Here is a 16,801-nt window from a genome sequence, read left to right as displayed (position 1 = left end):
GCGATGATTCCTCGCCTTCACCCCAGCGTCAGCGCCAGCGCGTCGTCTGCATCCAGCGGAGGATCGGCTTCACCGGGGTGAGCCAGATCCAGGCAAGGCCGGCGAGCGCGTAGTAGACCAGTTGCAGCGTCCAGTGGAGCGTCGCGACCGAATCGGAGAAGCTCGCGAACAGCACCGTCCAGAGCAGGACGACGACGAGGATCAGCAGCGCGCCGACCGGTTTGCGCCAGCTGGGCTCGTTCATGCGGCGATCCAGCCGCGTTCGGTGGCGATGCCGTGGAGCGGGACGTCCCAGTCGTCGATGGGGAGCCGGTCGACCCCCTGGACAGTCCAGGCAAGACCGATACGGCGCGCCTGCGGGCGGGCGGCGAAGGCGCGGTCGTAGAAGCCGGCGCCTTGCCCCAGGCGGTTGCAGGCGGCGTCGAAGCCCACGAGCGGTGCCAGGATCAGGTCGGGTTCGACGATCTCGGCATCGGCGCGCGGTTGCAGCAGGCCGAGCGGGCCGGGGATCAAGTCGTCGCCGGGGAACCAGTGGTGGAAGACCATCGGCGACGCGCGATCGGTGATGCGCGGCAGGGCCACGATGCAGCCCTGATCGAGCGCGCGGAACAGGAGGGGGAGCGGATCGACCTCTTCGCCGTCCGATACATAGCCGGCGACGATGCGGGCGCCGGCGAGATGGCGTGCGGCATGTTCGGCGACCTGCAGCGTGGCGACCAGCATGTGGGCGGCGACCGCTTCGTCCCGGACGAAGTCGGCGCGGGCGGCCCGGAGCGTGCGGCGGAGTTCGGACTTGTCCATGGTACCCAAGCCCAATCGATCGGTCGCATGCCGGTTGCCATGGGTGGCGGGACCGCCATGGCCGTTTGCCGGAATATCCTCTGACGCCTGTAACGTCAGGTGGGGACCATGTGCGTCGGACCAGGATCCGGGCAGGGACAGCCCCCGAAGGATGATGAATAGCCTCAGGGATTTTCCTTCGGCTCGTACCGGGCAGTGCCCGCCACGTCCTATCTAGGCGGTCGGTGCGTCCGCCTCAAGGCCTTCCGCCAGCGTTTCGATGCGGGCGGCGAGCGCGGCGACGGCCTGCGCCATCAGCGGATCGGGCAGGACGTCCGGAGCGGGTGGCGTGGCGGCGGCGGCCTCGGCTGCGGTGCGCAGGTTGCCGACCTCGTCCGCGAGCAGCAGCCCGGCGAACAGCAGCATGCGGACCTCCGTCAGGCCGCCGACCGATTGCGCGGCCTGGCCGGCTTTCTCGTTCAGGATGGCGGCGAGCCGTTCGAAGCGCGCTTCCTCCCCGTCGCGACAGGTGAGTTCGTGGCTGTAGCCGGCGATCGTGAGCATGACCTTGGCCATCAGCCGCGTTCCGCCGCGATGAGCGTGTCGAGCTTGGCGAGCGCCGCCTCGGTCCCGGCGCGTAGCTTGGCGTGGCGGGCGGGCAGGTCCGGATCGACCGGGTCGGTCGATTCGGTCGGCGCCGGTTTGGGCGGGGCGGGAGGGCGGTTGGCGAACGCGGTTTCGGCGCGGGTCACGGCGGCGTCGAGGCGGAAGATCGCCTCTTCGAGTGAGTCAGGCATGTCATTGGGCATGGCCGCGCCGTAGCAGCCCCAACGGGTATGGCCTACCGCGTTCCGACAGTCCGTCCGCCGCTTGCGACCGGGTTGTTCGGGGCGGCTGAAGCGCGTGCCGACAAGGTTGTCGGACCGGACGCGCGGTTGACGATTCCGGCCGCCGCCGCCAAAGCACGCCGGCACGGAACGCAGGTTATGCGGCCCGCGAACGACAGGGGCCTGCCCGACCGATGACGACCCGCCTGCCGCCTGTCCGGACCGTCGCGCCGACGACGATGGATGGCGCGGCCATGGGCCGTCCCCATATGCGGTCGCGACGCACGGTCCGGGGGCGCGGCGCCGTTCCCATTCCGAATATGACCGCGGCAGTGATGCCTGCCGCCACGACGCCAACCAAGGAGCAGAACGCATGACGAAGGTTGCCATCAACGGATTCGGCCGCATCGGCCGGCTGGTCGCACGCGCGATCCTGTCGCGTCCCGACAGCGGGCTGGAACTGGTCGCAATCAACGACCTGGCCGACGCCACGTCGAACGCGCTGCTCTTCAAGCGCGACAGCGTGCACGGCACCTGGGGCGGCGACGTGGCTGCGGACGGCGACCATCTGGTGATCGACGGCAAGCGCATCCGCGTGACGGCCGAGCGCGATCCGGCCAACCTGCCGCATGCCGAACTGGGCGTGGAGATTGCGCTGGAATGCACGGGCTTCTTCACCGATCGCGAATCGGCGGGCAAGCACCTGACCGCGGGCGCCAAGCGGGTGCTGATCTCCGCCCCGGCCAAGGGCGTCGACCTGACCGTCGTGTACGGCGTGAACCATGACAAGATCAGCGCGGACCATGTGATCGTGTCGAACGCGTCGTGCACCACCAACTGCCTGGCGCCGGTCGCCAAGGTCCTGAACGATGCGATCGGCATCGAACGCGGGCTGATGACGACGATCCACAGCTATACCAATGACCAGAAGATCCTCGACCAGATCCACCCCGACATGCGCCGGGCGCGTGCGGCGGCGATGTCGATGATCCCGACCACGACGGGTGCCGCGCGTGCGGTGGGCGAGGTTCTGCCGGAACTGAAGGGCAAGCTCGATGGGTCCGCGGTGCGGGTGCCGACGCCGAACGTGTCGCTGATCGACCTGACCTTTACCCCGTCGCGCGACACGACGCTGGCCGAGGTGAACGGTGCGCTGAAGGCGGCATCGGAAAGCGGTCCGCTGAAGGGGATCCTGCAGTTCGTGACCGATCCGCTGGTGTCGATCGACTTCAACGGCGATCCGCACAGTTCGTCCGTCGACAGCCTGGAGACGGCGGTGCTCGAGGGCAAGCTGGTCCGCGTGCTGAGCTGGTACGACAATGAATGGGGTTTCTCGAATCGGATGATCGACACGGCGGGTGCGATCGCCAAGTTCCTGTAAGGGCCGGGCCGGTTCAGGACTTCCTGCCCTTTGCGCCGGTCGCGGTCGGGTCCGATCCGGATCATGCCGCGGCCGGGCTGGGGACGTTGATCGGCCTGGCGCGGCGGCGCGTGCCGCGCGCGGCGATGGAGACGTTGTCGGACAGTGCGATCACGACGGCGCAGGGCGTGGTTGGCGATTATCGCGGCAAGGCCAAGCCGGACGGGCGGGTGACGCGGCGGCAGGTTTCGCTGCTGCGGCGCGAGGACTGGACGCTGGCGGAGGCCGAACTCGCGTGCGCGCTGCCGTGGACGCATCGCCGCGCGAACCTGTTCGTCGAGGGGCTCGACCTGCCGCGTGTTGCGGGCACGATCGTGGCGATCGGCGATGTCCGGCTGGCGGTGAGCGGCGAATGCGATCCGTGCCGGCGGATGGACGAGCAGCATCCCGGCCTGTGGCCCGCGCTGGTACCAGACTGGCGCGGCGGATATCTGATGACGGTCATTGCCGGGGGCCATGTTCGGCTCGGCGACGCGGTACGCACGCTATGAAGGATCGAGACATGACGGCTTTCAAGACGATGGACGATATCGGCGATGTCGCGGGCAAGCGCGTGCTGGTGCGCGAGGATCTGAACGTGCCGATGGACGGCGCGAAGGTGACCGACGACACCCGTCTGCGCGCCGCAGCGCCGACGATCGCCGAACTGTCCGACAAGGGCGCGATCGTCCTGGTGCTGGCCCATTTCGGGCGGCCCAAGGGTGCGCGGAACCCGGACATGTCGCTGGCGCTGGTCGTGCGGCCGCTGTCCGACGTGCTGGGCCGCGAAGTGCGGTTCATCGACGATTGCCAGGGCGCCGACGCGGACAAGGCGATCGCGCAGATGCAGCCGGGCGACATCGCGGTGCTGGAGAATACGCGCTTCCATGCGGGTGAGGAGGCGAACGACGCCGGCCTGGCCGCCGCGATCGCGCAGCTGGGCGAGATCTATGTGAACGACGCGTTTTCCGCGGCCCACCGCGCGCATGCCTCGACCGAGGGGCTGGCGCATCTGCTGCCGGCCTTTGCAGGGCGGTCGATGGAGGCGGAGCTGAAGGCGCTCGAGAAGGCGCTGGGCCAGCCGGAGCATCCGGTGGCGGCGGTCGTCGGCGGGGCGAAGGTTTCGACCAAGCTCGAGGTATTGCGCCAGATGGTGGCGAAGGTGGACCACCTGATCATCGGCGGGGGGATGGCCAACACGTTCCTGGCGGCGCGCGGCGTGGATGTCGGCAAGTCGCTGTGCGAGCATGACCTGACCGATACGGCCAACGCGATCCTGGATGCGGCCGACGCGGCGGGCTGCACCGTGCACCTGCCGTACGACGTGGTGGTGGCGACCGAGTTCCGCGCCGATCCGCCGACCCGGACGGTGAACGTGCACGAGGTCGCGGCGGACGAGATGATCCTGGACGTCGGGCCGGCGGCGACCGAGTCGCTGGGTGACGTGCTGAAGAATTGCCGGACTTTGGTGTGGAACGGGCCGATGGGCGCGTTCGAGACGCCGCCGTTCGACACCGCCACGGTGGCGCTGGCGCGCACGGCGGCGGCACTGACCGAGAGCGGGTCGCTGGTGTCCGTGGCGGGCGGCGGCGATACGGTCGCGGCGCTGAATCAGGCGGGGGTGGCGGATCGCTTCACGTTCGTATCGACCGCGGGTGGGGCGTTTCTGGAGTGGATGGAGGGCAAGCCTTTGCCCGGCGTCCAGGCGCTGATGGGTTGATCGCCCTGGCGTCGCCGCTTATGTTCAACATGTTGAACGGAGGCGGCGATGCTTGGGATACGATTGGAGCCTAGGATCGAGGCGGACCTCGAGGGTTATGCGCGCGCTATGGGGCGCAGCAAGAGTGCGATCGTGCGCGATCTGATCGAGCGGCATCTCGAAGCGCATTCCATCGACGAACAGATGCGGCGTGCCGTGATTGTGGCGCGTGATACCGACCCCACCGAAGATGCGCTGACTGCCGATCTGACGGTTTGGGATGATTGAACTGCGCCGTGGGCAGGTCGTGCTGGTCGTCGAGAAAGGCGATTATAGCGGCAAGTTGCGACCGGCCGTGATCGTCCAGCGCGATAGCACGCTCGATGTGTCGGACGGCGTCACGCTGTGCGGCCTGACCAGCAAGATTGCGGCGACCGAGCCTATGCGGGTGCTGCTGACGCCGGGTAACGGGGTTGGGATCGATGCCCCGTCCATGGTGATGGCGGACAAGATCCTGACGCTGCGCCGGGAGAATGTCCGCGCGGTCGTCGGGATGGTTCCGGCGCCGAAGATGCAGGAAATCGAGGGCGCCTTGCGGCGCTGGCTGGACCTGTGAGAGCTTTTGACCACCGTTGTCATGGTTGTGTGACGCCGACAGCGCTATATCGCACCGCACAAATTCACCGGAGACAGCAGCCATGACATTGAACCCGACGATCAAGGCGATCCTGGACAATTACGAGTCCGACAATCCCGGTACGAAGGCCAATCTGGCGCGCATCCTGACGGCCGGGCATCTGGGTGGGACCGGCAAGCTGGTGATCCTGCCGGTCGACCAGGGATTTGAGCATGGCCCTGCGCGGTCGTTCGCGATCAACCCGCCGGCCTACGACCCGCAATACCACTATAAGCTGGCGATCGATGCCGGGCTGTCGGCCTATGCCGCGCCGCTGGGCATGATCGAGGCGGGCGCCGATACGTTCGCCGGGCAGATCCCGACGATCCTGAAGGTCAACAGCTCGAACAGCTGGGCGACCAGCATCTCGCAGGCGATCACCGGCACGGTCGACGACGCGCTGCGGCTCGGGTGTTCCGCGATCGGTTTCACGATCTATCCGGGATCGGACGGCATCTTCGACGCGATGAACGAGATCCGAGAGATGTCGGCGGAGGCCAAGGCGGTCGGTATCGCGACGGTGATCTGGTCCTACCCGCGCGGCGGCGATATCTCGAAGAAGGGCGAGCTGTCGCTCGATGTCGGGGCCTATGCCGCGCACATGGCGGCGTTGCTCGGCGCGCACATCATCAAAGTGAAGCTGCCGACCGCCGATATCGAGCAGAAGGAAGCGGTCGAGGTCTACAAGAACGGCGACTGGTCGACGCAGGCCAAGCGCGTCGCGCATGTCCGACAGGCCTGCTTTGCCGGGCGGCGGATCGTGGTGTTCTCCGGCGGGGCGACCAAGGGGTCGGACGCGCTGTACCAGGATGCGCGCGACATCCGCGACGGCGGCGGCAACGGCTCGATCATCGGCCGCAACACGTTCCAGCGCCCGCGCGACGAAGCGCTCGAGATGCTCGCCAAGATCATCCGCATCTACAAGAACGAGGAATAAGCCGTGGCGGGGGCGGGTGGCACGGTCGTCACCTTCCCCTGTCATCGCAGCATCGCGCCGATACTGTGGGTGATGCTGGTGCTGTCGCTGATCGAGATGGGCGTGGTGCATGCGCTGGTTGCGATGTGTTGGCCGGCGTTTGCGGTCGGGTTGTCGGTGGTGAGTGTGGCCGCGATCGCGTGGATCGTGCGACTGATCCTGTCGCTGCGAACGCGACCGCCGGAGGTTCGGGACGGCGTGCTGACGATGCGGGCCGGTGTGCTGGGCGCGGTGGCGATCCCGGTCGCTGCGATCGGCGGTTTGCGCGCGGACTGGTCGGCGGCGACGCTGCGGGCGCCGGGGGTGGTGAACCTGGCGTTGATGGCCTGGCCGAACATCGTGATTGATCTGACCGAGCCCGTCGTGCGGCGGCGCGGGAAGCCTGTGCAGGCGGTGGCGCACAAGCTGGATGATCCGGATGCGTTTCGCGCGTGGATCGCGACGCTTCCGCAGGGCACGGGGTTGCGGTAGGGGCGGGGAATGAACGACCTTCCCGAAATCGACGACGACGCGCTGAAACTTGACCCGGCCTTTGCCGATCAGTTCGAACCGCAGTTCCGGCCTGCGTGCCAGCTTTACCTGATCTCCCCGCCCGCGATCGACGATGGGTTTGCAACCCTGCTCGAGGCGGCGCTGGATGCGGGGCCGGTGGCGGCGTTCCAGCTGCGGCTGAAGGGGATCGACGATCACCGGATCGCGGCGCTGGCCGCGCCACTGGTGGCAATCTGCCGCGCACGGGAGGTGGCGTTCATCGTCAACGACAGCATCGGTCTGGCCAAGCGGCTGGGGGCGGACGGCGTTCACCTGGGGCAGGAAGACGGCGATCCGCGTGATGCGCGCGAGCAGCTGGGCAAGGAGGCGCAGATCGGCGTCACCTGTCACGACAGCCGGCACCTTGCGATGGAGGCGGGCGAGCGCGGGGCGGACTATGTCGCGTTCGGGGCGTTCTTCCCGACCACGACCAAGACAGTCGAGCATGTTGCGGAGCCCGCCTTGCTGGGCTGGTGGACGACGGTGTTCGAGACGCCTTGCGTGGCGATCGGGGGGATTACTGCTGACAATGCTGCGCCGCTGGTGGCGGCGGGCGCGGATTTCCTGGCGGTGAGCAGTGCCGTGTGGGGGCATCCGGATGGGCCCGCGGCCGGGGTCCGGGCTTTTGCCGGGGTGCTTGGGCAGGGGTGAGATTCGGTGAGCCTCGAGCCTAGCGCTCGGGGTAATGTGGGCTTCTCGACTGCGCTCGAATGGGTCCCTCGACTGCGCTCGGGAGGGCGGTCTTCTAATGATCTGTTCCCCAGCGGAGGCCGGGGCCCGGACGCCGCCGTTTCACCTAGGCCCCGGCCTGCGCCGGGGAACTGTAGGTTGTTGGGGTAGGCGGCCCTACCAAGTGCGCAGTTGGCCCGTGTCGACGTGGACGAAACCGTCGCGGGGGTAGTAGCCGACGCCACCGCGGCGCATCGAGTAGGCGGCGGCGCGGAGCGTGGCGAGCGGGACGCCGGGCATGGCGATGTCGCTGGCCTTGCCGAGCATGTGCTGGCTCTTGCCCGCGACGCCGCTGTGCGCGCCGCCGGCTTCCTTCAGGCGTCCGTTTGTCTCGGGCGAACGATAGCCGGAGATCAGGTCGAACCCCTTGCGCGGGGCGACGCCGAGCCGGTCGCGCAGGTCGCCGAGCAGGTCGAGCAGGTCGCGGTCCATCAGGTGGGTCTGGCCGGTGCGCCAGTCGCGCAGGCCGTGGTTGATCTCGGCGATCCCCTCGCGATCGAGGCCGGTGGGGCCGTAGTAGCGTGCGTCGACGCGTTCGTTGGTGTGGACGTTGCGGAAGGCGAGGCGGCGTTCACGGGTATCGGCCAGCGCCGGCGTGGCGACCAACGCACTGCCGCCGAGCGCGAGCAGACCACCGATCAGGCCGCGACGGCCGGTGTTGATGTGCATCATTATCCTGGCCACCCCGGAAAGATTTGCCGTATCCCTGCGTTTGATTCGGCCTCCGTTGACCATAAAGGCGTGCACGCATGAAGAAATCGTTGGTTGCCTTCGCTGGGCTCGGTCTGTGCACGGCCGGGCTGACATTTGCTCAAGCGGGGGCGCAAACGCCGCCCGCGGCCGCGAATAAGCCCGCCGCCGGGATCGATATGACGGTGCTGCATGTGCAGGTTCTGCTCGACCATCTGGGCTTCGGCCCCGGCGTGATCGACGGGAAGGGCGGCATGTCGTTCAAGAATGCGCTGTCCGGGTTCCAGGGCGCGCGCAACCTACCGCGGACCGGCAAGGTCGACCAGGCGACGCTGAAGGCGCTGTACCCGTATCGCGCGGTGCGGCCGGTGCGCGTGCTGGCGCTGAGCCAGGCGGATGCGGCGGGGCCCTATCAGGGGCCGTTGCCGAAGGAGCCGGCCGATCAGGCGAAGCTGCCCGCGATGGGATATGCCAACGCGATGGAGAAGCTGGCCGAGAAATTCCACACGACGCCGGCCACGCTGGCGGCGCTGAACCCGGGCGGGCGGATCGCGCCGGGGGCCAAGCTGCGCTTCCCCAACGTCCTGCCGTCGTCGCGCGATTATGATCCGAAGCTGAAGGCGGAATGGCGGCAGACGCTGTCCGACCTGAACGTCAGCGCGAACCAGCCGCAGGCCAAGCGGATCGTGGTCGACAAGTCGGAGGGCGTGCTGAAGGTCTACGGCGAGAACGACAAGCTGCTCGCGCAATTCCCGGCCACGATGGGGAGCGAGCACGACCCGCTGCCGGTGGGCGACTGGAAGGTGCAGGGTGCGGCGTACAACCCGCCGTTCCACTATAACCCGACTTTGTTCTGGGACGCGGACGACAGCGACAAGAAGGCGCTGCTGCCGCCCGGGCCGAACGGGCCGGTGGGCGTGATCTGGCTGGACCTGTCGAAGCCGCATTACGGGATCCACGGGACGCCGAGCCCGGAGACGATCGGGCGCGCGGAGAGCCATGGCTGTATCCGGCTGACCAACTGGGATGCGGCGCGGCTGTCGCTGATGGTGAAGCCGGGGACGCCGGCGCATTTCCAGGCTTGAGGGTGGTGGTCCTGGGTGATGAGGTTTCACCTGGGCCCCGGCCTTCGCCGCGGAACTGTGAGGGGAGTTGGTATTGAACAGGTTCGGTAAGGCGATCGTCGCCATTCTCGTGCTGGCGGTGATCGCGATCGTATCGATGGTGCGGTTCGTGGACCGGCCGGCGGATACCCCTGCGCCGACGACCGCCACGACCGACGATGCCGTGCAGGGCGAGATCACGATCGCGCCGACCGGGCTGGCGATCCCGGTGGCGGGCGTGCGGCCGGAGCAGCTGACCGATACGTTCGGCGATGCGCGCGAAGGGCATGCGCACGGCGCGCTCGACATCATGGCGCCGACCGGGACGCCGGTGGTCGCGGCGGCGGCGGGGCAGGTCGAGAAAATCTTCGAAAGCGCCGCGGGTGGCCACACTGTCTATGTTCGGTCGCCGGACCGGCGCTGGGTCTATTATTATGCGCATCTCGACGGCTATGCGCCTGGGCTGGCGGAGGGGCAGCGGCTGGTGCGCGGTGCGCCGATCGGGACGGTGGGCTTTTCGGGCAATGCCAACCCGGCGGGGCCGCATCTGCATTTCGAGATCCGGCTGATGGGCGCGAACGAGCCGTGGCACGGCGGCCGGCCGATCGATCCGTATCGCGTACTGGCCAATCCGCCCGCGGCATGACCACCGCGCCGCTTGAGCGCGGGGCCAGGGTCGGCTAGACGCCGCGGCTGCTCTTTCCCATCATCAAGCGAGGCCCCCGTGAAGATCAGCGGCGTGGACATCCGTCCCGGCAACATCATCGAATATGACGGCGGGCTTTGGCGCGCAGTCAAGATCCAGCATACGCAGCCCGGCAAAGGCGGGGCTTATATGCAGGTCGAGCTGAAGAACCTGATCGACGGGCGCAAGAACAACGTGCGTTTCCGGTCGGCCGAAACGGTCGAGAAGGTCCGGCTCGACACCAAGGATTTCCAGTTCCTGTTCGCCGACGGCGACGCGCTGACGTTCATGGACAAGCTGAACTACGATCAGGTGCAGCTCGACCGCGGTGTGCTGGGCGATGCGGCGGCGTTCTTGCAGGACGGCATGGACGTGGTGATGGAGCTTTATGACGAGCGGCCGATCTCGGTCCAGCTGCCCGACACGGTGGAGGCGATGATCGTTTCGGCCGACGCGGTGGTGAAGGGGCAGACGGCGTCGTCGTCCTACAAGCCCGCGGTGCTGGAGAACGGCGTACGCGTGATGGTGCCGCCGCATATCGGCGCGGGCACGCGGATCGTGGTCGACGTGTACGAGCAGACCTATGTGAAGCGCGCCGACTGATTTCGGGTTTACGGGGGCGTCGCGATTGCGTGACCGCCCCGGACCAGATGCGTGCACCCACCCCCGACCCCTCCCTTGAAAGGGAGGGGGGAAAGTAGATTTATGGCAGCCCAGTCCGGCCTCATCACCGTCATGGAGCGCGCGGCGCGCAAGGCGGCACCCCGCCTGCGTCGCGATTTCAACGAGACGCAGCAATTGCAGGTCAGCCGCAAGGGGCCGGCCGACTTCGTCAGCCAGGCCGACCGGCAGGCCGAGCAGACGCTGTACGAGGAACTGAAGCGCGCGCGGCCCGACTGGGGATTCCTGGGCGAGGAGGGCGGCGTCGTCGAGGGTGACCCGACGAAGCCGCGCTGGATCGTCGATCCGCTCGATGGCACGACGAACTTCCTCCATGGCCTGCCGCATTTCGCGATCTCGATCGCGGTGGAGGAGCCCAAGCCGGGCGGCCGGACCGAAATCACGCAGGGGCTGGTGTACCAGCCGCTGACCGACGAGAGTTTCTGGGCAGAGAAGGGCCGCGGTGCCTGGTTGCAGGACCGCCGGCTGCGCGTGTCGAGCCGGCGCGACCTGACCGAGTCGCTGATCGCGACGGGCATACCGTTCGCGGGGCACGGCGATTTCGCGCAGTGGCGCAAGATCTACGACGCGGTCGGGCCGGAAGTGGCGGGCATCCGCCGGTTCGGCGCGGCGTCGCTCGATCTCGCCTGGGTCGCGGCCGGGCGGTTCGACGCGTTCTGGGAAAGCGACCTGCAACCCTGGGATGTCGCAGCCGGCATTCTGCTCGTGCGCGAAGCGGGCGGGTTCGTGACCGATTTCCGCGGTGGCGAGCGCGTGATGGAGCGCAACGAGTATATCGCGGCAAGTGATGGTCTGCATTCGCGGCTGCACAAATTGATTGCCGGGGCTTTGCGGGTCTGAGGTTCTTTGGGGGGGTGCGCCAAGTCTTTGGCGTTGCTCCCCTCTCCCAACCCTCTCCCCGGAGGGGAGAGGGCCAAAGCAGTTCGTCGGGGCGAAATGCCCTAGCGGTTGCGAGTCATTCTCACCCGCCCCATCCTTGCCTACCGCACCTGCGAAGTTTAAGTGCTCACCCTGAAGATGGCTCGGTCCACGGGACGTCACCGGAGAAGTTTCATGGCGTCCGTCGCCGGCGGCTACTTGCCGATCCTGTTGTTCCTGGGCGTCGCGATGGCGCTGTCGACGGCATTCGTGCTGTTGCCGATGATCGTGGCGAAGTTCACGGGCGCGTCGAAACCCTATGCCGACAAGCTGGCCGAATATGAATGCGGCTTCCCCGCGTTTGAGGACAGCCGGTCGCAGTTCGACGTGCGGTTCTATCTGGTCGCGATCCTGTTCATCATCTTCGACCTGGAGGCGGCATTCCTGTTTCCTTGGGCCGTGGCGCTGGGCGGCATCGGTTTTGCAGGCTGGGCGGCGATGATGATCTTCCTGGCCGAACTGGGGCTGGGCTATGCCTATGCCTGGAAGAAGGGAGCACTCGATTGGGAGTAGAACTCGCACGCACGATCCCCGCTCCCGGAACGGAGCCGGACCGCGCCTTCTTCGACGACATGTCCGCCGAAGTGCAGGACAAGGGCTTCCTGGTCACCTCGACCGAGGACCTGTTCACCTGGGCCCGGACGGGTTCGCTGTGGTGGATGACGTTCGGCCTGGCGTGCTGCGCGGTGGAGATGATCCACGTGAACATGCCGCGCTACGACCTCGAGCGGTTCGGTGCGGCACCGCGCGCGTCCCCGCGCCAGTCGGACGTGATGATCGTGGCAGGCACGCTCTGCAACAAGATGGCTCCTGCGCTGCGCCGGGTCTACGACCAGATGTCGGAGCCGCGCTACGTCATCTCGATGGGTAGCTGCGCCAATGGCGGCGGCTATTATCACTACAGCTACTCCGTGGTGCGCGGCTGCGACCGGATCGTGCCGGTCGACATCTACGTCCCCGGGTGCCCGCCGACGGCGGAAGCGCTGCTCTACGGCATCATGCAGTTGCAGCGTAAGATCCGGCGTGCCGGGACGATCGAGCGATGAGCGGACTCACCTATCCGCGCTACACCGCGAACGACGGCATCGTCGACGAGGCGCGACTGGCGCTGGGTGACATGCTGGTCGACGCGATCGAGGCCGTCGGGGAGATCATGCTGCACGTCCGGCGCGAGGCGCTGGTCGATGTGATGCGCGTGCTGCGTGGGCAGATGCAGTATCAGCAGCTGATGGAGATCGCCGGCATCGACTATCCGGAGCGCGAAGAGCGGTTCGAGGTGGTCTACTGCCTGCTGTCGCTGACCCGCAACCACCGCATCCGCGTGCATGTGCAGACCGATGACCGCAAGCCGGTGCCGTCGCTGACGGGGCTGTGGCCGGTCGCCGGCTGGCTGGAGCGCGAAGTGTTCGACCTGTACGGCGTGCTGTTCTCGGGCAACCCCGATCTACGCCGGATCCTGACCGACTACGGGTTCCGCGGCCATCCGCTCCGCAAGGATTTCCCGCAGACCGGCTATGTCGAGCTGCGGTATTCCGAGGAAGAGAAGCGCGTCGTCTATGAGCCGGTCAAGCTGGCGCAGGATTTCCGCAGCTTCGATTTCACCAGCCCGTGGGAGGGTGGCGCCTATGTGCTGCCCGGTGACGAGAAAGTGCCCGAGGCCAAGGGCGCGCCGACGCCGTTGAAGGCCGACGAGGTGAAGAGATGATGGATCACATCGACATTCCGCACCGCGAAGAGACGCCCGAGACGCTGGCGGAGCTGATCACCCCGGCCGACCCGAGCGTCGGTGACGTGGAGATCCAGAACTACACGATCAACTTCGGTCCGCAACATCCGGCCGCACACGGCGTGTTGCGCTTGGTGATGGAGCTGGACGGCGAGATCGTCGAGCGGGTCGATCCGCATGTCGGCCTGCTCCACCGCGGCACCGAGAAGCTGATCGAGTACAAGACGTATCTGCAGGCGCTGCCCTATTTCGACCGGCTCGATTATTGCTCGCCGCTGTGCATGGAGCATAGCTACGTGCTGGCGATCGAGAAGCTGCTCGGGCTCGAAGTGCCGCTGCGCGCGCAATATCTTCGCGTGCTGTTTGCGGAGGTCACCCGGATCATGAACCACATGCTGAACCTTGGTTCGCATGTGATGGATGTTGGCGCGATGACGCCGAACCTGTGGCTGTTCGAGCTGCGCGAAGACACGATGGGCTTTTACGAGCGCGCGTCGGGTGCGCGGATGCACGCGGCCTGGTTCCGGCCGGGCGGCGTGCATCAGGACGTGCCGCTGAAGCTGCTGACCGACATCGGCGACTGGGTGGACGACCGTTTCCCGAAGCTGTTTGAGGACGCGATCAGCCTGGTCGCGGACAACCGCATCTTCAAGCAGCGCAACGTCGACATCGGCACCGTCAGCCGCGACGACGCGATCGCGTGGGGCTTTTCCGGGCCGATGATCCGTGCGGCGGGCATTCCGTGGGACTTGCGCAAGTCGCAGCCCTACGACGTGTATGACCGCATGGAATTCGACGTGCCGGTGGGCACGCGTGGCGATTGCTACGACCGGTTCATGGTGCGGGTCGAGGAAGTGCGGCAGTCGCTGCGCATCATCAAGCAGTGCCTGCGCGACATGCCGGAGGGGCCGATCGCCTCGCTCGACCGCAAGGTGGTGCCGCCCAAGCGCGCCGATATGAAGCAGTCGATGGAAGCGATGATCCATCACTTCAAGCTTTACACCGAAGGCTTCCACGTGCCGGCGGGCGAGGTCTATGTCGCGACGGAGAGCCCCAAGGGCGAGTTCGGCGTGTATCTGGTCGCCGACGGGACGAACAAGCCCTATCGCTGCAAGATCCGGCCGACCGCGTTCAGCCATCTGCAGGCGATGGATTTCATGATGAAGGGGCATATGCTGGCGGACACCACCGCCGTGTTGGGTGCTGCCGACATCGTGTTCGGGGAGTGCGATCGGTGATGGCGAAACAGGCCCTGCCGACATGGCTCTATGTCGTCGTCGCGACGATCATCGCCGTGACGGCGTTCGGTATCGCTCAGGTCGCCGACGGCGCCGGCATGATCTTCGTCGTGCTGGCGACCACGTCGTGGACGGCCTTTTCAGTTTCCCATCAGCGCAGGTGGCTCAAGACGCATGGCTGACGCAGCCCATATCCCGGACGAAGTCGAGACGCGCGCCCGCTGGGGCGGTTTCGCGTGGACCGAAGAGAATGCCGCCAAGGCGCGCGAGATCATCGCGCGTTATCCGGCGGGGCGCGAGCATTCGGCGGTGATGCCGTTGCTCGACCTTGCGCAGCGGCAGGTGGGAGCGGAGACGCAGACCCAGGGCTGGCTGCCGGTCCCGGTGATCGAGTATGTCGCGAAGAGCGTGAACATGCCGTACATTCGCGCGTACGAGGTCGTGACCTTCTACACGATGTACAACATGGCGCCGGTCGGGCGTTTCCACGTGCAGGTGTGCGGGACGACGCCGTGCATGCTGCGCGGGTCGGACGACGTGCTGGCGGCGTGCAAGAACCGCGGTCTGTCCAAGGGGCACACGACGCCGGACGGTCTGTTCACGCTGACCGAGGTCGAGTGCATGGGCACCTGCGCCAACGCCCCGATGGTGCAGATCAACGACGACAATTTCGAGGACCTGACGTTCGACAGTATGTCGGCGATTCTGGAAGCGCTTGCCAATGGCGAGACGCCGAAGCCGGGATCGCAGATCGGCCGGATGGCGTCGGCCCCGGAGGGCGAGCGCACCTCGCTGCACGTCTATCAGGGTGCGGACGCATGAGCGGAATGAAGGAGCACGACCGTGCTTGACGACAAGGACCGCATCTTCACCAACCTGTACGGACAGCAGGACTGGGGCGTCGACGCCGCGATCAAACGCGGCGACTGGGACGACACCAAGGGTCTGATGGCGCGCGGGCAGGACGGGATCATCGACGCGATCAAGGCCTCGGGTCTGCGCGGGCGCGGTGGTGCCGGTTTCCCGACCGGCATGAAATGGTCGTTCATGCCCAAGGAATCGAAGAACGGGAAACCGAGCTTCCTGGTCATCAACGCCGACGAGTCCGAGCCGGGTTCCTGCAAGGACCGCGAGATCCTGCGTCATGATCCGCACAAGCTGATCGAGGGCGCGCTGGTCGCGGGCTTCGCGATGCGGGCGCGGGCGGCGTATATCTACATTCGCGGCGAGTATATTCGCGAGGCCGAGACGCTGTTCGCGGCAGTGGCGCAGGCTTATGCGCGCGGGTTCATCGGCAAGAATGCGTGCGGGTCGGGCTACGACTTCGACGTGTTCGTACACCGCGGGGCGGGCGCCTATATCTGCGGCGAAGAGACCGCGATGCTGGAAAGCATCGAGGGGAAGAAGGGCCAGCCGCGGCTGAAGCCTCCGTTCCCGGCAGGTGTGGGCCTCTATGGCTGCCCGACGACGGTCAACAATGTCGAGTCGATCGCCGTGGCGCCGACGATCCTGCGGCGCGGGCCGGAATGGTTCGCGGGCATCGGGCGCGACAAGAACCAGGGCACCAAGCTGTTCCAGATCAGCGGCCATGTGAACCGGCCGTGTGTGGTCGAGGACGCGATGGGCGTATCGTTCCGCGAACTGATCGAGACGCATGCCGGTGGGATCCGCGGCGGGTGGGACAATCTGCTCGCGGTGATCCCGGGCGGATCGTCGGTGCCGCTGGTGCCGGCCGCGCAGATCATCGATGCGCCGATGGACTTCGACGGCCTCCGCGACGTCGGTTCGGGGCTTGGCACCGCGGCGATCATCGTGATGGACAAGTCGACCGATATCGTCCGCGCGATCAGCCGGATCAGCTACTTCTACAAGCATGAGTCCTGCGGGCAGTGCACGCCGTGCCGCGAAGGCACCGGCTGGATGTGGCGCGTGATGGAGCGGCTGCGCGAAGGCAATGCCGAGATCGGCGAGATCGACATGCTGGAGGAAGTAACCCGGCAGATCGAAGGCCACACGATCTGTGCGCTGGGTGATGCCGCGGCGTGGCCGATCCAGGGGCTGATCAAGCATTTCCGCCCCGAGATCGAGCGCCGGATCATCGAGAAGAACGGTCCCGCGCCTTACGCGGTCGCGGCGGAGTAAA

The 16,801-nt window shown here is 66.9% G+C and carries 24 protein-coding genes; 19 read left to right on the top strand and 5 right to left on the bottom strand.

Annotation, left to right across the window (positions count from 1 at the left end):
• Nucleotides 1-28: 28 nt before the first annotated feature.
• From IEX50_RS12485 to IEX50_RS12470, 4 genes are all read right to left on the bottom strand, one after another.
• Complete coding sequence (locus tag IEX50_RS12485) at nucleotides 29-244, bottom strand: DUF2842 domain-containing protein (protein WP_157176441.1); 216 nt, start codon at nucleotides 242-244, stop codon at nucleotides 29-31.
• The gene (locus IEX50_RS12480) at nucleotides 241-801 is read right to left on the bottom strand and encodes a 5-formyltetrahydrofolate cyclo-ligase (protein WP_157176442.1); all 561 of its coding nucleotides are present in this window, start codon (nucleotides 799-801) and stop codon (nucleotides 241-243) included. Before IEX50_RS12480 ends, IEX50_RS12485 begins: the two co-directional genes overlap by 4 nt.
• Before the next feature lie 213 nt (nucleotides 802-1,014).
• A complete protein-coding gene (locus IEX50_RS12475) occupies nucleotides 1,015-1,356 on the bottom strand; it encodes a cell division protein ZapA (protein ID WP_157176443.1) in 342 nt (113 codons plus the stop codon).
• The gene (locus IEX50_RS12470) at nucleotides 1,356-1,577 is read right to left on the bottom strand and encodes a hypothetical protein (protein ID WP_157176444.1); all 222 of its coding nucleotides are present in this window, start codon (nucleotides 1,575-1,577) and stop codon (nucleotides 1,356-1,358) included. The genes IEX50_RS12475 and IEX50_RS12470 overlap by 1 nt, the downstream gene beginning before the upstream one ends.
• 403 nt (nucleotides 1,578-1,980) lie before the next feature.
• Between IEX50_RS12470 and gap the strand changes: the two genes are divergently transcribed.
• The 8 genes from gap to thiE all read left to right on the top strand — a co-directional run bounded on the left by gap (nucleotide 1,981) and on the right by thiE (nucleotide 7,539).
• Entirely contained in the window at nucleotides 1,981-2,988 is a 1,008-nt protein-coding gene (gene gap, locus IEX50_RS12465; RefSeq protein WP_157176445.1) for a type I glyceraldehyde-3-phosphate dehydrogenase, read from the top strand.
• Nucleotides 2,931-3,518 (top strand): MOSC domain-containing protein, encoded by a 588-nt coding sequence (locus IEX50_RS12460; protein ID WP_308419291.1) that lies wholly within the window; start codon nucleotides 2,931-2,933, stop codon nucleotides 3,516-3,518. The genes gap and IEX50_RS12460 overlap by 58 nt, the downstream gene beginning before the upstream one ends.
• 11 nt (nucleotides 3,519-3,529) lie before the next feature.
• A complete protein-coding gene (locus IEX50_RS12455; protein WP_157176446.1) occupies nucleotides 3,530-4,726 on the top strand; it encodes a phosphoglycerate kinase in 1,197 nt (398 codons plus the stop codon).
• A gap of 132 nt (nucleotides 4,727-4,858) precedes the next feature.
• Nucleotides 4,859-4,993, top strand: a complete 135-nt coding sequence (locus IEX50_RS17680; protein WP_260160989.1) for a hypothetical protein — start codon at nucleotides 4,859-4,861, stop codon at nucleotides 4,991-4,993.
• Complete coding sequence (locus IEX50_RS12445) at nucleotides 4,986-5,321, top strand: type II toxin-antitoxin system PemK/MazF family toxin (protein WP_157176448.1); 336 nt, start codon at nucleotides 4,986-4,988, stop codon at nucleotides 5,319-5,321. Before IEX50_RS17680 ends, IEX50_RS12445 begins: the two co-directional genes overlap by 8 nt.
• Before the next feature lie 82 nt (nucleotides 5,322-5,403).
• A complete protein-coding gene (locus IEX50_RS12440) occupies nucleotides 5,404-6,318 on the top strand; it encodes a class I fructose-bisphosphate aldolase (RefSeq protein WP_157176449.1) in 915 nt (304 codons plus the stop codon).
• A gap of 3 nt (nucleotides 6,319-6,321) precedes the next feature.
• Nucleotides 6,322-6,828 (top strand): hypothetical protein, encoded by a 507-nt coding sequence (locus tag IEX50_RS12435; protein WP_157176450.1) that lies wholly within the window; start codon nucleotides 6,322-6,324, stop codon nucleotides 6,826-6,828.
• Between the two features lie 9 nt (nucleotides 6,829-6,837).
• On the top strand, nucleotides 6,838-7,539 hold the full coding sequence (gene thiE / locus IEX50_RS12430; RefSeq protein WP_157176451.1) for a thiamine phosphate synthase: 702 nt from the start codon (nucleotides 6,838-6,840) through the stop codon (nucleotides 7,537-7,539).
• Between the two features lie 195 nt (nucleotides 7,540-7,734).
• Here thiE and IEX50_RS12425 read toward each other — a convergent pair whose 3' ends face one another.
• Nucleotides 7,735-8,286: a peptidoglycan L,D-endopeptidase MepK gene (locus tag IEX50_RS12425; protein WP_157176534.1), complete on the bottom strand. Its 552-nt coding sequence runs from the start codon at nucleotides 8,284-8,286 to the stop codon at nucleotides 7,735-7,737.
• An 80-nt stretch (nucleotides 8,287-8,366) separates the two neighbouring features.
• Between IEX50_RS12425 and IEX50_RS12420 the strand changes: the two genes are divergently transcribed.
• From IEX50_RS12420 to nuoF, 11 genes are all read left to right on the top strand, one after another.
• Entirely contained in the window at nucleotides 8,367-9,392 is a 1,026-nt protein-coding gene (locus IEX50_RS12420) for a L,D-transpeptidase family protein (RefSeq protein WP_157176452.1), read from the top strand.
• Between the two features lie 136 nt (nucleotides 9,393-9,528).
• Nucleotides 9,529-10,056, top strand: coding sequence for a M23 family metallopeptidase (locus tag IEX50_RS12415; protein ID WP_157176535.1), 528 nt, complete (start codon nucleotides 9,529-9,531; stop codon nucleotides 10,054-10,056).
• A gap of 78 nt (nucleotides 10,057-10,134) precedes the next feature.
• Entirely contained in the window at nucleotides 10,135-10,698 is a 564-nt protein-coding gene (gene efp / locus IEX50_RS12410; protein ID WP_157176453.1) for an elongation factor P, read from the top strand.
• A gap of 102 nt (nucleotides 10,699-10,800) precedes the next feature.
• Entirely contained in the window at nucleotides 10,801-11,616 is an 816-nt protein-coding gene (locus IEX50_RS12405; protein WP_157176454.1) for an inositol monophosphatase family protein, read from the top strand.
• Between the two features lie 213 nt (nucleotides 11,617-11,829).
• A complete protein-coding gene (gene ndhC, locus IEX50_RS12400) occupies nucleotides 11,830-12,207 on the top strand; it encodes an NADH-quinone oxidoreductase subunit A (RefSeq protein WP_157176455.1) in 378 nt (125 codons plus the stop codon).
• Complete coding sequence (locus IEX50_RS12395; RefSeq protein WP_076071103.1) at nucleotides 12,198-12,740, top strand: NuoB/complex I 20 kDa subunit family protein; 543 nt, start codon at nucleotides 12,198-12,200, stop codon at nucleotides 12,738-12,740. Before ndhC ends, IEX50_RS12395 begins: the two co-directional genes overlap by 10 nt.
• On the top strand, nucleotides 12,737-13,399 hold the full coding sequence (locus IEX50_RS12390; protein WP_157176456.1) for an NADH-quinone oxidoreductase subunit C: 663 nt from the start codon (nucleotides 12,737-12,739) through the stop codon (nucleotides 13,397-13,399). Before IEX50_RS12395 ends, IEX50_RS12390 begins: the two co-directional genes overlap by 4 nt.
• A complete protein-coding gene (locus IEX50_RS12385; RefSeq protein ID WP_373285310.1) occupies nucleotides 13,399-14,658 on the top strand; it encodes an NADH-quinone oxidoreductase subunit D in 1,260 nt (419 codons plus the stop codon). Before IEX50_RS12390 ends, IEX50_RS12385 begins: the two co-directional genes overlap by 1 nt.
• Nucleotides 14,658-14,840, top strand: a complete 183-nt coding sequence (locus tag IEX50_RS12380) for a hypothetical protein (protein ID WP_157176457.1) — start codon at nucleotides 14,658-14,660, stop codon at nucleotides 14,838-14,840. Before IEX50_RS12385 ends, IEX50_RS12380 begins: the two co-directional genes overlap by 1 nt.
• Complete coding sequence (locus tag IEX50_RS12375) at nucleotides 14,833-15,480, top strand: complex I 24 kDa subunit family protein (protein ID WP_157176458.1); 648 nt, start codon at nucleotides 14,833-14,835, stop codon at nucleotides 15,478-15,480. The genes IEX50_RS12380 and IEX50_RS12375 overlap by 8 nt, the downstream gene beginning before the upstream one ends.
• Nucleotides 15,481-15,501: 21 nt before the next feature.
• Nucleotides 15,502-16,800, top strand: coding sequence for an NADH-quinone oxidoreductase subunit NuoF (nuoF, locus tag IEX50_RS12370; protein ID WP_157176459.1), 1,299 nt, complete (start codon nucleotides 15,502-15,504; stop codon nucleotides 16,798-16,800).
• The last annotated feature ends 1 nt before the right edge of the window (nucleotide 16,801 follow it).

Origin of the sequence: Sphingomonas prati (assembly GCF_014643515.1) — a bacterium.
GTDB classification, from domain to species: domain Bacteria; phylum Pseudomonadota; class Alphaproteobacteria; order Sphingomonadales; family Sphingomonadaceae; genus Sphingomonas_R; species Sphingomonas_R prati.
The sequence above is the reverse complement of the archived record's forward strand: the minus strand, read 5'-3'. Positions and strand labels throughout refer to the sequence as shown.